This is a genomic window from Mycobacterium lentiflavum (assembly GCF_022374895.2).
GTDB lineage: Bacteria > Actinomycetota > Actinomycetes > Mycobacteriales > Mycobacteriaceae > Mycobacterium > Mycobacterium lentiflavum.
In genome coordinates, this window is sequence record NZ_CP092423.2 from 3109756 (window position 1) to 3123240 (window position 13485).

General features: G+C 65.8%; 15 protein-coding genes. 9 read left to right on the forward strand and 6 right to left on the reverse strand.

What is annotated here, in order from left to right; translation table 11 throughout:
• Positions 1-9 precede the first annotated feature (9 nt).
• Positions 10-912, forward strand: a complete 903-nt coding sequence (locus MJO58_RS14580) for an NAD-dependent epimerase/dehydratase family protein (RefSeq protein WP_090602656.1) — start codon at positions 10-12, stop codon at positions 910-912.
• A gap of 6 nt (positions 913-918) precedes the next feature.
• Here MJO58_RS14580 and MJO58_RS14585 read toward each other — a convergent pair whose 3' ends face one another.
• Complete coding sequence (locus tag MJO58_RS14585; protein WP_239719840.1) at positions 919-2202, reverse strand: hydroxyacid-oxoacid transhydrogenase; 1284 nt, start codon at positions 2200-2202, stop codon at positions 919-921.
• 36 nt (positions 2203-2238) lie between these two features.
• The gene (locus tag MJO58_RS14590) at positions 2239-2811 is read right to left on the reverse strand and encodes a TetR/AcrR family transcriptional regulator (protein WP_090609057.1); all 573 of its coding nucleotides are present in this window, start codon (positions 2809-2811) and stop codon (positions 2239-2241) included.
• A 67-nt stretch (positions 2812-2878) separates the two neighbouring features.
• On the opposite strand from MJO58_RS14590, the gene MJO58_RS14595 reads away from it, so the two are divergent.
• From MJO58_RS14595 to MJO58_RS14610, 4 genes are all read left to right on the forward strand, one after another.
• Positions 2879-3691: a class I SAM-dependent methyltransferase gene (locus MJO58_RS14595; protein WP_239719841.1), complete on the forward strand. Its 813-nt coding sequence runs from the start codon at positions 2879-2881 to the stop codon at positions 3689-3691.
• Complete coding sequence (locus MJO58_RS14600) at positions 3684-4544, forward strand: lysophospholipid acyltransferase family protein (protein WP_239719842.1); 861 nt, start codon at positions 3684-3686, stop codon at positions 4542-4544. The genes MJO58_RS14595 and MJO58_RS14600 overlap by 8 nt, the downstream gene beginning before the upstream one ends.
• Positions 4545-4626: 82 nt before the next feature.
• The gene (locus MJO58_RS14605; protein ID WP_239719843.1) at positions 4627-5097 is read left to right on the forward strand and encodes a hypothetical protein; all 471 of its coding nucleotides are present in this window, start codon (positions 4627-4629) and stop codon (positions 5095-5097) included.
• 126 nt (positions 5098-5223) lie between these two features.
• Positions 5224-6678 (forward strand): aldehyde dehydrogenase family protein, encoded by a 1455-nt coding sequence (locus tag MJO58_RS14610; RefSeq protein WP_239719844.1) that lies wholly within the window; start codon positions 5224-5226, stop codon positions 6676-6678.
• A 64-nt stretch (positions 6679-6742) separates the two neighbouring features.
• Here the strand turns inward: MJO58_RS14610 and MJO58_RS14615 are convergent, their stop codons facing one another.
• The gene (locus tag MJO58_RS14615) at positions 6743-6997 is read right to left on the reverse strand and encodes a hypothetical protein (RefSeq protein ID WP_090602672.1); all 255 of its coding nucleotides are present in this window, start codon (positions 6995-6997) and stop codon (positions 6743-6745) included.
• Between the two features lie 116 nt (positions 6998-7113).
• Entirely contained in the window at positions 7114-8568 is a 1455-nt protein-coding gene (locus tag MJO58_RS14620) for an amino acid permease (protein ID WP_239719845.1), read from the reverse strand.
• A 225-nt stretch (positions 8569-8793) separates the two neighbouring features.
• Between MJO58_RS14620 and MJO58_RS28935 the strand changes: the two genes are divergently transcribed.
• Positions 8794-8880 carry a DUF3592 domain-containing protein gene (locus MJO58_RS28935; RefSeq protein WP_434086372.1) on the forward strand — a complete coding sequence of 29 codons (87 nt, stop codon included), beginning with the start codon at positions 8794-8796 and terminating at the stop codon, positions 8878-8880.
• 3 nt (positions 8881-8883) lie between these two features.
• On the opposite strand, the gene MJO58_RS14625 is transcribed toward MJO58_RS28935, so the two are convergent.
• Complete coding sequence (locus MJO58_RS14625) at positions 8884-9897, reverse strand: NADP-dependent oxidoreductase (protein ID WP_239719846.1); 1014 nt, start codon at positions 9895-9897, stop codon at positions 8884-8886.
• A 44-nt stretch (positions 9898-9941) separates the two neighbouring features.
• Here MJO58_RS14625 and MJO58_RS14630 point away from each other — a divergent pair, with 44 nt between their 5' ends.
• From MJO58_RS14630 to MJO58_RS14640, 3 genes are all read left to right on the forward strand, one after another.
• Entirely contained in the window at positions 9942-10781 is an 840-nt protein-coding gene (locus MJO58_RS14630) for a class I SAM-dependent methyltransferase (RefSeq protein ID WP_090602680.1), read from the forward strand.
• A gap of 163 nt (positions 10782-10944) precedes the next feature.
• On the forward strand, positions 10945-11796 hold the full coding sequence (locus MJO58_RS14635; RefSeq protein ID WP_090602682.1) for a TIGR03619 family F420-dependent LLM class oxidoreductase: 852 nt from the start codon (positions 10945-10947) through the stop codon (positions 11794-11796).
• 53 nt (positions 11797-11849) lie between these two features.
• On the forward strand, positions 11850-12509 hold the full coding sequence (locus MJO58_RS14640; protein ID WP_090602684.1) for a hypothetical protein: 660 nt from the start codon (positions 11850-11852) through the stop codon (positions 12507-12509).
• A 9-nt stretch (positions 12510-12518) separates the two neighbouring features.
• Here the strand turns inward: MJO58_RS14640 and MJO58_RS14645 are convergent, their stop codons facing one another.
• The gene (locus MJO58_RS14645; protein ID WP_239719847.1) at positions 12519-13346 is read right to left on the reverse strand and encodes a glycoside hydrolase family 16 protein; all 828 of its coding nucleotides are present in this window, start codon (positions 13344-13346) and stop codon (positions 12519-12521) included.
• Between the last annotated feature and the right edge of the window lie 139 nt (positions 13347-13485).

The window sequence follows — 13485 nt, forward strand, 5'->3', positions numbered from 1 at the left end:
CATCAGCGGATGCGCGGCTCAAAGATCCTGATCACCGGTCCGACCGGACAAGTTGCCACCCCCGTCGCCAAGGCGCTGGCAGCCGACAACGAAGTGTGGGGCATCGCCCGGTTCACCAATCCCGCGGTTCGCGAGGATCTCGAGAAGGCGGGCGTGCGCTGCCAGACGGTCAACCTGGCCGCCGGCGACTTCGCCGGCCTTCCAAACGATTTCGACTACGTCCTGAATCTCGCGGTGGCCAAGAGCGGTGACTGGGACAAGGATCTGGCCGCCAACGCCGAATCCGTCGGACTACTGATGGCGCATTGCCGCAACGCAAAAGCCTTCGTGCACTGCTCGTCTGGGGCTGTCTATGACCCGCCGGGCGACGAAGTCCGGACGGAGGACGCCGCGTTGGGTGACAACCACAAGCCGCTGTTCCCCACCTATTCCATCTCGAAAATCGCCGGCGAGGTCGTCGCCCGGACGATGGCGCGCGCCCTGGACGTACCCACGACGATCGCCCGCCTCAACGTCCCCTACGGTGACAACGGCGGGTGGCCGTTCTACCACATGGAGATGATGCTGGCTGGCATCCCGATTCCGGTCCCGGCCGGCGGGCCGGCCCGCTACACCCCGATCCACGAGGATGACATCATCGCCACCATTCCGAAGCTTTTCGAGGTTGCGTCGGTGCCGGCCACCACCCTCAACTGGTGCGGCGAACAGAACGTCAGCCTGCAGGAGTGGTGCACCTACCTCGGATCACTCGTCGGCAAGGAGCCGGTGTTCGAGGAGAGCGGTCAGGCGCTGCGCGGCAACCCCACCGACGCCAGCCGGATGCGCGAGCTCATCGGGCCCGCGACCGTCGACTGGCGTGACGGCATGCGGCGCATGGCCGCCAAGTTCCACCCGGAGCTCGTCAGCGCGTAAGCGCGGCTACCAGTAGCGCATCGCGGAGCCGAATAAATCGGCCAGAACCGGCTTGCTCATCTCGCGCGGCGCGTTCTGCAGCAGGCGCTGCTGGGGGAAGGCGCCCTCGGTGAGGGCGGCGATGTCGTCGGGTGTGTAACCCACCCCGCCAAGCCCATTGGGCATGCCCACCGCACGCATGATGCGGATGAGCTCGGTCGCCAGGACCTCACCCGCGTCGTCGGGTCCGGCGTCTCGGGTGTCGGCGCCCAACAGCCGGGCCGCCTCGGTGTGCCGTTGCGGGCTGGCCGGTGCGGTGAACCGAAATACCGCGGGCGCGTTGACGATCACGGACATACCGTGCGGCACCAGCGGCTCGTCGTCCGGGTAACCCGCGGGGTGGAAGTCACGTACCAGTCCGGCAACCGCGTAGGCCATGCCGTGCGGCGCGTGCACGCCCGCGTTGCCGAAGGCGATGCCTGCCAGCGTCGCGGCCCACATCATCTGCTCACGCGCCTCGCTGTCCGAGGCGTCGCGAACCGCTGCCTCCAAATTGCGGCCCAGCACCCCTAGCGCCTCCCGGCAACCCAGGTCGCTCCACGGATTGGCGCCCTGACTCATCGGCCGCAGGCTGGGCCGCGGGGGAGCGGGGCGGTGCGCGTAGGGGCGCGCGGTGTAGGACTCGAGGGCGTGCGACAGCACGTCGAGTCCCGCCGCGGCGACGACCCCGGCGGGCAGGCTGGCCGTGCAATCGGGATCGACGAGCGCCTCAGTGGGCCGCAACGCGGGGGAGGCGATTCCGGTCTTGACCGTCAACGACAACAGATCGAATATCGCGATTCCGGTGACCTCACTGCCGGTGCCGGCGGTGGTGGGACAGGCGATGTGCGGCTTGAGCGGTCCGGGTACCGGCGCGCCTTCGCCGATAGGCGCGTTGACGTAAGCCAGGAAGTCCGCCGGATGGGTGGCGTAGAGGTTGGCCGCCTTGCACGTGTCGATGACCGAGCCGCCACCGAGCGAGACATAACCGTCGGGTCGCGCCTCCTGGGCGAAGCGCGTCGCCTCGGCGAAGGACGCATCCGTCGGTTCCACGTGTACGTCGGTGTAGGTGACCACGTCCACACCGGCCGCGAACAGCGAGTCGCTTGCCGTCGCGAAGATGGGCAGGCCGGCCACACCCGCATCGGAGAAAAGGGCCACCCGCCGCAGGCCCAGCGCGGCGGCTCGGTCGCCCAACTCCGCGAGACAGCCGCGCCCGAACGTGATCCGGGACGAGTCGACGGTGAAGGCTCCGTCGCAGCCCTGCGCCACAGCCGGAAATTCGCAGCACCCCATCGAGACGGGAATCTACCGTTCGGAGGGTCTGACGACGCGGGCGGCCGCCTCGACGGCGGCGGCGCGGCGGCTGGCGACAACGGCCGGATCCGTCGTTGCCAGCGCGGGATCGGGAAAGTGCGCCCAGCTCAAGCCAATCGCGAACAGCAAAACGATCAGCTGCTCCGGTTCCCACGCCGGGTCGACATGACCTTCGGCCTGCGCCTCCCGCAGGGCGGCGATGGCCTTCTCGGGCGGGTGCACACCGTCCACCTCAGGTTTGTCGAGCGCAAAGCCCTCCAAACGCGCCCAGGTGATCATCCGGATGTGTTCGGGCCGGCGCTGCGCGAGATCGAAGACCCCGCCCACGAACTCGGGGACCGCATCGGGGCGCAGCTCGACGGCCCGAAAGAACTCGGCTCCGTCGGTGGCGACCACGTCGCGAAAGAGGGTTTCCTTGTCACCGAAATGTGCGTAGAGGCGTTCCTTGCTCGCGCTGGCAACGCGCGCGATGCGGTCGACGCGCGCTCCGGCCAACCCGTACTGGGCGAACTCGGCGCGCGCCGCGGCGAGGATCTCGTCGCGGAGTTCGGTCGTGGTTCGCACGAAATCATCATACGCAGACGAACTGGTTCGTTTGTTATAGTGGTGGCAATCGGAAAGTGAGGCAGTCATGGGTACAGCGAATGTTCTCGAGCAAGCGATTGAAACGATGCCACGGGGAGGCCCCGAAGCGACTTGGTTGGACCGGCGATTTCAGACCGACGCGTTGGAGTATCTCGACCGCGACGACGTCCCCGACGAGGTCAAGCAGAAGGTCATCGGAATGCTCGACCGGTTGGGCACACTGACCAACCAGCACGAGAACTACGCGCGCACCGCGCTGGAGCTTGTTGCCCACCTCACGAATCCGCGCATCCTGGAACTTGGTGCGGGCCACGGCAAGCTGTCGGCGAAGATCCTGGATCTGCATCCGACGGCTACCGTCACGGTCAGTGATCTGGACCCGACCTCGGTCGCCAACATCGCCACCGGCGAGCTGGGCAATCACCCGCGGGCGCGCACCCAGGTCGTCGACGCCACCTCGATTGATGCCCCCGACGGCTGCTACGACCTGGTTGTGTTCGCGCTTGCATTTCACCACCTGCCGCCGGCGATCGCTTGTCGCGCAATCGCCGAGGCCACCCGCGTCGGCAAACGGTTCCTGGTCATCGACCTCAAGCGGCGGTCGCCCCTGCGCACCTTGCTGCTTCCCGTGACCGCCCTGCCGATCAGTCTGGCGCTCATGCCGTGGTCCTGGATCTGGCCGGGTCTGCACGACGGATTCATCAGCGCGCTGCGTGCCTACAGCCTGTCGGCTCTCGAGACGCTCGGCCGGGCCGCCGATCCGGGAATGCGAATCGAAACATTGCCCGCACCAACACGGTTCGGTCCGCCGTCAAACACTGTTGTCTTCTCCCGTGCCGAGTTGCCCGACCATGACTGACGGCATCGACCTGGCGGCCATCATGGAGCCGAATCGGCGCGTGCGGACTCTGCGCACCGTGCTCGACACGATGACCGAGCGGCTGCGGCCCGTGGTCGAGCTTTGCCGGCCCTATGTCGACGGTGCGGAGACTCTATCCGGCGACGGACGATTCCTGTTGGTGGGTAACCACACTCAGGCCGGCTCGGAGATATTCATGATCTCCGACGCGGTGCGGCGGACGATCGGCAGCCGGGTACGGCCGCTGGCCGACCGGAATTTCGGGCGCATGCGCGGACTTCCCGCCGATCTGGTCGCGGCATTCGGCGGCGTGGTCGGCGCACCTGAGACCGCGCGCGAACTGATGGCGCACGACCAGACCATTCTGGTGTTTCCCGGCGGAGGCCGCGAGATAGCGAAATTCAAGGGCGAGGAGTACACGCTGCAATGGCGGGGACGCTCGGGATTCGCACGGCTCTCCGTGGAAAACGGCTACCCGATCGTGCCGGCCGGTCTAGTCGGCGGCGACGACGTGTACCGCAGTTGGACAACGCGCGACGGTATCTACGCGAAATTCAGTGCGGCACTGGGCCGTAGGCTGAACGGCCGGCCGGATATGGCGATGCCGCTGCTGCGGGGGATCGGCCCGACATTGATCCCACGACCGCAGCGAATGTACCTGCGCTTCGGCGCACCGATCGACACCAGCAGGCCGCTCGGCATCGGAGCGTCGGAATGGGTCGAGGCCGTGAAGGGCCAAACTCAGCGCGCGCTCGAACAAATCCTGCTGGAGTTGCGACAGCTTCGAGCGGCCGATCCATATCGCGGACTCAACCCGCTGGCGTGGCGCGAGGCGATCGCGCCCGGACACTGAGCCTTGCCCGGCGAAGTGCGGACAACCCGAACACTGCGCGGCGCGAATGGCGGCCGGGTGGGCCCCCGGGCATGATGCACCCATGCCGCTGTATGTGCGTCACACCCGGTCGGCGCGAATCGTCGAACTGCCGCGCCCGATTTGCGGTAAGTTGGCCGAGCACGCCGTGTCCCATCAAGTCGACCTCAACGATGTCCAGGTGTGGTTGACGCATAGCGAAAACCCCTCGGCCAGTTCGGCATTCGGTAAACTGCTGCGGCGGCGCGCCAATCCGGCCGATCCCGACGAAGAGCACTGGACCGCGGTGGTGCTGCATCCGACGCAACTGCTCGTGGCCACCGACGGGGCAAAGCGCGGGACCACGGTCATTTCCCTGCCGTTGGCGCAGGCGTCGATGACCACCGACGCGGTCTGCGGCGATCCCACCGGATTCACGATCACCGGCCTCGGCGGCGAGCGAACCGGTAGTTACTACGTTGGGCTCGGGCCAGAACCCGATGCGCTGCGATGCATTTCGGCGGTGCGCGAGGCGATCAGCGCAGCCAAGCGCTAAACGACACCCAGGCGGCGACACGGCGAAATCTTGACCGGGCTACGATCTGAATGCTAAGCAGGTGCTCAGCATGCACGGGCACGGGAGCGCGCCGGGCTCGATCAGGGTTGATCGGGAAGGAAACAGATGACGCTGCAGGCAGTACTGGACGACCTAGGTAAGCGCCCTGGCTCGGGTGAGGTCATTCCGATCATCAACCCCGCGACCGAAGAGACGATCACCGAATTCACCGACTGCGGTGCAGACGCGGTCGACGAGGCGGCAGCGCGGGCGAAGACATCCTTCGAGTCGGGTGTGTGGTCCGACCTACCGGGCCGCGAGCGGGCGAAGGTGTTGTGGCGGATCGGAGAACTGATCGACGAGCACGCCGAGGAGTTCGCCCAACTCGATTCGCTCAACACCGGCATGCCGCTGATGCAGGCGCAGTTGCAGATGTCGACCTGCTCGGAGTTCTTCCGCTACTACGCCGGGTGGTGTTCGAAGATCAACGGCGTCGCATACGACGTGAAGACCGACGGCATCGCGACCGACACCTACGTCAATATGCACGCGTACACGCTCAAGGAGCCGTACAGCGTGGTGGGCCTGATCTTCCCGTGGAACGGTCCGATCTTCAATGCGAGCGCGAAGCTGGCGCCGGCCCTGGCCGCGGGCGGCAGCCTGCTGGTCAAGCCTGCCGAGGAGACGCCGCTGTCAGCGGTGTTGTTGGACAGGCTCATCCACGAGGCCGGCGTGCCCGAGGGGGTCGTCAACTTGCTGACCGGTTACGGCCACACCGCGGGCGCCGCGATCACCGCGCATCCCGACGTACAGAAGGTCGCCTTCACCGGCTCGACGGAGGTCGGCAAGGCCATCGTGCGGGCGGCGGCCGACAACCTGAAGAAGGTCACGCTGGAACTCGGCGGCAAGTCGCCGGTGCTGATCTTCGACGACGCCGATCTCGACAAGGCGATCATGATGGCCTCGCTCGGTATCTTCGTGCACTCCGGCCAGGGCTGCGTGTGCGGGTCGCGAATCTTCGTGCAGCGCGGCGTGTTCGACCGCGTCGTGGAAGGCATCTCGATGATGGCGAACTCGTTCAAGCTGGGCGCTCCGAGCGAAGAGGGCTGCGTCAGCGGCCCGCTGATCAGCCAGAAGCAGCTGACCCGGGTGATGGGCTACATCGACGAGGGCCGCAAGGACGGCGTCGAGGTGGTCACCGGCGGCCACCGGCTGGATCGCAAGGGCTACTTCGTGCACCCGACGGTGCTCACCAACGTCGACCCCGCCATGCGGTTGTACCGGGAGGAGATCTTCGGGCCGGTGGTCAGCATCCTGCCGTTCGACGACGAAGACGAGGCCGTCGCGATGGCCAACGACACGACGTACGGCCTGGCGGCCACGGCGTGGACGGAGAACCTGGGCCGGGCCCACCGGATCATGAAGCGACTGCAGGCCGGCAGCGTTCAGGTGAACTGCCAGTTGGTCTTCGACCACGATGTACCGTTCGGCGGATACAAGCAGTCCGGCTGGGGCCACGAATTCGGCAGGGAGGGTCTCGAGATCTACCTGAAGACGAAGTCGGTCTGGGCCCAGCTGTAAATCCCTGCGCCACAACAAGATAGCTCCGAACCCTGACGGGTTCGGAGCTATCTGCCCCTCAGCTTCAAGAACCCCTGTTGTACCGGGTCAGGAACCCGATGGACGCCACCGCCGCCGCGGCGCCGATCACACCCCACAGCACCAGCTGGAAAGCCATCGCTGCGAAGAACCAGCCAAACGTCATTCCGATGTAGAGCATCCAGACCAGCCGGTACAGGCTCCAGACTGCGAGCAGGCCGGTGCTGATCCCGAGGTACAGGCTCCGTTGGCGATCGACGCGGTTGATCTGCTCTTGGATGCCGGTCGGCACGATGTTCATTTGCTGTCTTCCTTTCGTGGGGCGCCACCTCCTTGGCGGCGTCGATGCGACAAGTACAGACACCCACATCGGCTACCGATCCCAACAACGCGGCTGACCCACGGCCCCCGTGCCGGTCAGGATGCCGGCGCCGTTTCCTCGATCGGGCCGTTAATCTCGATCAGGAACTGGCGATAACGCTCGGCCTGGGCGGGGCCGCGCCGGATGATCAGCCATCCGGCAGCGAGCAACACGAACCACAGGGGGAACCACGCCAGGGCGATCACGGTGTCTTTTTCCGTCGTGAGCGTCCACGTGACGAAGGCGAAGAAGGCGAGAACGGCCCAGCACATCACCCGCCCACCGGGCATCTTGAAGGCGGAGTCCGCGTGGCGCTGTGCGTGTCGGCGGCGATAGACGAGGTAGCTGAGCAGGATCATCGCCCAGACGAACATGAACAGCAGCGCCGAAATGGTGGTCACCAGCGTGAATGCACCGATCACGGACCCGCCGACATGCAGTACGGGGACAGCGGTCAGCAGCAGTGCGGCGGTCAGGAACAGGGCAGCTGCCGGCACGCCGCCGCGGTTCAGCCGGCGGAAAACCGCTGGGGCGCTCCCTTCGTCGGCCAGACCGTAAAGCATGCGGCTGGTGGAGTACATCCCGGAGTTGGCGGAGGAGGAGGCCGCGGTGATCACGACGAAGTTGATGATCGACGCCGCACCGCCAAGGCCGGCCAGGGAGAACATCGCGACAAACGGGGACTGGTTGCTGTCGAATCGCCGCCATTCGACGACGGTGAGGATCACCAGCAGCGCACCGATATAGAAGATCGCCACGCGCAGGGGCACCGCATTGATCGCGCGAGGAAGGGTGCGACGCGGGTTGGCCGTCTCGGCCGCCGCGGCGCCGACGAGTTCCACGCCCACGAACGCAAAAAACGCGATCTGGAATCCACCGACCATGCCAGCGAAACCCGTGGCGAAGAATCCGCCGTTGTTCCAAAGGTTTTCGATCGTCGCCGGATGTCCCTGCGGCGAAACGAAATTGGTGGCCAGCAGGATCGCTCCGACGACAATCAGGCTGATGATCGCGACGACTTTGATTAAAGCGAACCAGAATTCGATCTCCCCGAAATTGCGCACGCTGAACAGGTTGATGAGCAGTATCAACACACATGCGACCAGGGCCGGCAGCCATGCCGGCAGACCGGGCCACCAGAACTGTAGGTAGCCCGCGATCGCGACCAGTTCTGCGATGCCCGTGACGATCCAGGCGAACCAGTACGACCATCCGACGAAAAACCCTGCCGCGGGCCCCAATAGGTCGGCCGCGAAGTCGACGAAGGACTTGTAGTTCAGGTTCGACAACAGCAGCTCGCCCATCGCGCGGAGCACGAAAAACAGGAAGAAACCAATGATTCCGTACACCAAGACCACCGACGGGCCGGCCCGGGAGATCGTTCGCCCGGCGCCCATGAACAGACCCGTCCCGATCGTGCCTCCGATCGCGATCAGCTGAATGTGACGGTTGGACAGGCCTCGGTGGAGCTGGGGCACGGCAGGATTGAGCCCGGCGACGTCCTCGGCCATGTGTCACGTCCTAGTGGTTTGCTGTCGGCAGCCACCAGCTAACCAGTGCTGTAGCCAAACACGATAATTCCCATTGTTTCGCGGCGCTCCTGACCACACGGATTGTCGATCGACGTACCCTCACGCGCATGGGCTGGTTGCAGCGAGCAAAGAAAGCCAGTGCGGGACAGCGGGTTACAAGGTCGGGCCACAGCACGCTGTCGACGGCCCCACATATCCAGGTTGGTGCCGAATATCCAGGTTGGTGCCGAGGTGCCGGTGCGCGTCGATCCCGCGGATCCTTCGCGCGTTCTCGTCGTAGCGGTGCTGTAGGGCCTAGCTCGACGTCTTGACCACGAGCTTGCCGACGTTTTTGCCGTCGAACAGCATGTTGATCGCCGTCGGAAGCTGTTCGAAACCCTCCACAACGGTCTCGAGCGGGGTCAGCTTGCCCGCGGCGATCAGCCCGGCGATTTCGCTTATTGCCTCGGGTGCGCGGCCCAGGTGGTCCAGGACGATGAAGCCCTCCAGCGTCGCACGCTGGATCAGCAGATTTCCGAATGCACGCGGTCCGGGCGGTGGGTCGGCCTCGTTGTATCCGGAGATCAAACCGCACAGCGCCACGCGTGCCCGAATGTTCAGGCGCGCGAACACCGCGTCCATGATGACGCCCCCGACGTTCTCGAAGTCGACGTCGATGCCGTTGGGCGTGGCCGCTCGCAGCTGGGCAACCCAGTCGTCGGCGCGGTAGTCGACGGCCGCGTCGAAGCCGAGCTCCTCGGTGAGCAGCCGGCACTTGTCCGGGCCGCCGGCGATCCCGACAACGCGCGCGCCGTCGACCTTGGCGAGCTGGCCGGCAACCGAGCCGACCGCGCCCGCCGCTGCCGAGACGACGACGGTCTCGCCAGACTGCGGCTTGCCGATATCGCGGATCCCGACCCACGCGGTGAGCCCGGTCGTCCCTAGCGCGCCCAGGTAGGAGCTGGGGGAGATGCCTTCGGCGACGTCGACTCCGAACAACGGCATCGTGTCCGACGCGACGACGTAGTCCTGCCAACCGACGAGACCCTGCACGATCTGACCGACCGGATAGTTGGGGTTCTTCGATTCGACGACGCGGCCGAGCCCGCCCGCACGCATGACCTCGCCGATACCGACCGGAGGCAGGTAGGTCGGCGTGTCATTGATCCAGGTCCGGTTGGTCGGATCGAGCGAGATCCATTCGACGCGCACCAGCGCCTCGCCGTCCCCGATCTCGGGGATCGCCTCCTCACTGAGCTCAAACGTGTTGGGGCCGATACGTCCGGTGGGGCGCTCACGCAATAGGAAGCGGCGATTTCGATCAGGCATGAGCGCACGCTACGCCGACGGCGGTGGCTGCTATAACCCAACCTATGGCGGATTACCCGATTACCCACGTTTCCGATACCGCACGGTGGACGGCATTGCATCGGGCGACCGAGTCGGCTCGCCCCGACGCGCTATTTCATGACTCGCTCGCTGGGATGCTGGCCGGTGAACACGGCCGCGCAATCGTCGCCAACTTGCCCCGATCGACGCGCAATGGTTGGTGGCTGGTCGCGCGCACCAAACTGATCGACGACGCGATCACCGAGGCCATCGCCAACGGTTGCGACCGAGTGTTGAACCTGGCGGCCGGCCTGGACACCCGGCCTTATCGGTTGGACCTTCCCGCCGAACTCGGGTGGGTAGAGGCGGATTTACCGGCGTTGCTGGCGGAGAAGACCCAAGTGCTCGCCGACCAGACACCTCGATGCCGGCTGAGCCGTACGGCGGTCGACCTCGCCGACCCGCAAGCCCGGGACGCATTCCTCGATGACGCGCTCGACGGCGCGCAGAAGGCTTTGGTGCTGACCGAGGGCCTAGTGGTCTATCTCGACGAGGCCGACGTCGTCTCGCTGTCGCGGGCGATCTCCCGGCCCGCCGTGGCCTGGTGGATGCTCGACTTCGCCGGTCCCGGTCTGCGAAAGATGATGAACAAGAAGATGCCGGGCATCCTGGAAAATGCGCCGTTCCTATTCGCCCCCGAAAATGGCGTGGCCTATTTCGAAGAGCTGGGCTGGCGCACCGTCGAAGTGGAATCGCTGCTTGTTGCCGCCCACCGCTTCCGCCGTTTGCCGATGATCATGCGTCTGGCGGCACGGCTGCCCCAACCAGATCCGCGCCGCCCCGGCAGCAGGCCGTGGAGTGCGGCGGCTCTGCTGACTCACTGAACCAACTGCTAACTTGCGCAAACAATTTCGGCCGCCTTCGGCTTATGCCACCGATCGGGCATCTCGTTAATGCAGCGCGTCGGGCATCTTACGAGCGGGGGACAAGACCGGAATGCGGACTATTCGCCCTGCCAAAGTGTGCCGCCGATCTTAGGATCGCGCTATGCAGATCGCGGTCAAATTCGACCTGAGCTTCCAATACTGCGAGCTTGAGCGGTTGTGGCGCATGGCGGATCGCCTGGGTTTCGAAGCGGTGTGGGATTACGACCATTTCTACGGACCGAGGGAAAACACCGACCCGAACTACGAGGGCTGGACCTCCCTGGCCGCGATGGCCGCGGTCACCAAGCGAGCGCGAATCGGCTGCCTGGTGTCCAGCGTGACGTTCCGGAACCTGGCAGTCCTGGCCAACATGGCGGTCACCGTCGACCACATTTCGGGTGGACGCCTCTACTTCGGGATCGGCGCCGGCTGGATAGCGGATGAACATCGCGCGTATGGAATCGAGTTTCCCGGCCCCGGCACTCGAGTCGCGATGGTCGACGAGGCGCTGACCGTGCTTCGCATGCTCTGGACGCAGGAATCGGTCACCTTCAGCGGCCAGTTCTTCACCCTCGAGGACGCACTGTGCAAGCCCAAACCTCTTCAGCAGCCACATCCGCCGATCGTGATCGGCGGGACCGAGCCCAAGATGCTGCGCGTCGTCGCGCGTCACGCCGACATGTGGAACATGCCCGGACACGAGGGACCGCAGCGATGGGGTGCCGTCAACGCCCAGCTGGATGAGGCGTGTGCCGAAACCCGGCGCGCGCCGGCCGAGATCCTGCGCTCGGCACAGCTGTCGCTGCATCCGGCCGAAGCCGGCCAGGTGGATGAACAGCTGGCGATGTTGCCGGAGTTCGACTCGCTCGGTTGCGAGCAGATGGTGCTCGCATTCCGCCAGCCGCCAACCGAAGCATTGCTAAAGCGCTGCCTGGCTCTGGATTCCGGCACCCGGCCGATCGCGGCAGTGTAAGCCGCTCTCATTCGCCATTCACATTGCGGCCCACGTGGAGGATCGTTAGCTCGGTGAACGTGTGGCGAGTTGCGGTTGGGCCGATCGTTGTGATGGTGACGATCGGGTTCGCCGGACCAGTATGGGCCGATCCGCCGCCTACCCAACAGATCACCACGGTGGCCGTCGGATCCAAGGGGCAGGCCGTCAACGGCTACCGCGAAATACCACCCGAGGGCAGTGTCCCCGTCGTTGAGGGCTGCGAAGCGTCGCCCTCGGCGGTGGCCGATGACGTCTACGCGTGCGCTCCGAGCGCGGCCGGCGCCGGCACCTGCTGGCCGTCGACGCCGGGATCGCTGTTATGCGTGGACGATCCCTGGGACCAACGTCTGCATCGGGTCACCTACAAAGGCCAACTCCCGCCGGTGCGGCCCCCGGCGTCACCAGAACCGTATGCGCTGGCCCTCGACGACGGCACCCGCTGTTCGCTGCGCAACGGCGGGGCCTGGGGCGGCCGAGACGATGGGTATGTCGGCGGCTACTGGTGCGGTAACGCCAGCGCCGGTCTCGTCGTCCTGTGTCCCCAAACCACTCAGACCTGCATAGACGACCGCACGGGACCGACGTGGACCGTCAAAATCGGGCAACTGGGCGCCCCCGGCGCCCACCTTCCGCCACCGCAGACCCGCGCGGTCGCGAGCGCATGGTTCGCGGGGGATCGAATCCCGGGCTGACGCACCGGGCTACCAGACGCGTATCCAGTCGACGAGCATGTCGGCGGGGTAGGTGCCCGGCCCGGGATCGCCACCGCCGGAGCCGGCAACGGCGAGGTTGAACACCGGATACACCGTGTAACCGGGGCCGTTGAACGGCCAATCCGGCAGCGAGCTGGCCGGCACGTCGAAATACGGCTGGGCACCGTCGGAATAGTCCTTCCAGAACCTGATGCCGGCTTCGTCCCACTGGCATCGCCAGGTGTGCCAGGCGCTGTCGACCGCGATGTTGTGGGTCTTCCACTCGCCGCCGTTCGCCTTGGCGTGGACGGTGGTCGCCGACGGCCAGCTGCCGTTGCCGTACCACTCCATCACGTCGATTTCGCCCTGATCGTCGTTGCCGAGCCAGTAAGCGGGCCAGGCGCCGGGGGTCAGGCAGTTCAGTTTGACCCGGGTTTCCCAGGTATGTCCGACGCCACCGCGCCACAGGCTTTGTACCTTGCCGCTGAAGTAAGTGGGGCCCTCTTTTGCGGCACGCAAGACGAGGTTGGAATTGCCGTCGACGAACACGTTCTTGCGATCGTCGCGGTACTGCCCGATGTGCTCGGGCAGCTCCCAATACGTCGGGTCTTTGATCGTCTCGCGGGCTTTCGCGATCGCCCACTTGGACGGGTCGGGGGCCGAACCGGCCGGACCGTCGAACTCGTCGGAGAATATGTAGTTCCCGGCTTGGCCGCTGGGCGCGCTGGGCGGGGGGATCTGTCGCGGATAAGCCCTGGCCTCAGGGATGGGGAGCGCAGCGGCCAGCACGCCGATCCCTGTCGTCAGCATCATCCGGCGACGGTCCATCTCAGGCATAAGCAAGCGACGATAGCAGCCCGGACGGTACGGGGTCGAAACAGAAATTGTGTCGGTGGCCGTCGCTAGCATTCGGATCGCTGTCGCCCGAAACGGACGGCGGAACGGCACGAGCTCGGGATTTGGGATGAATTCACGG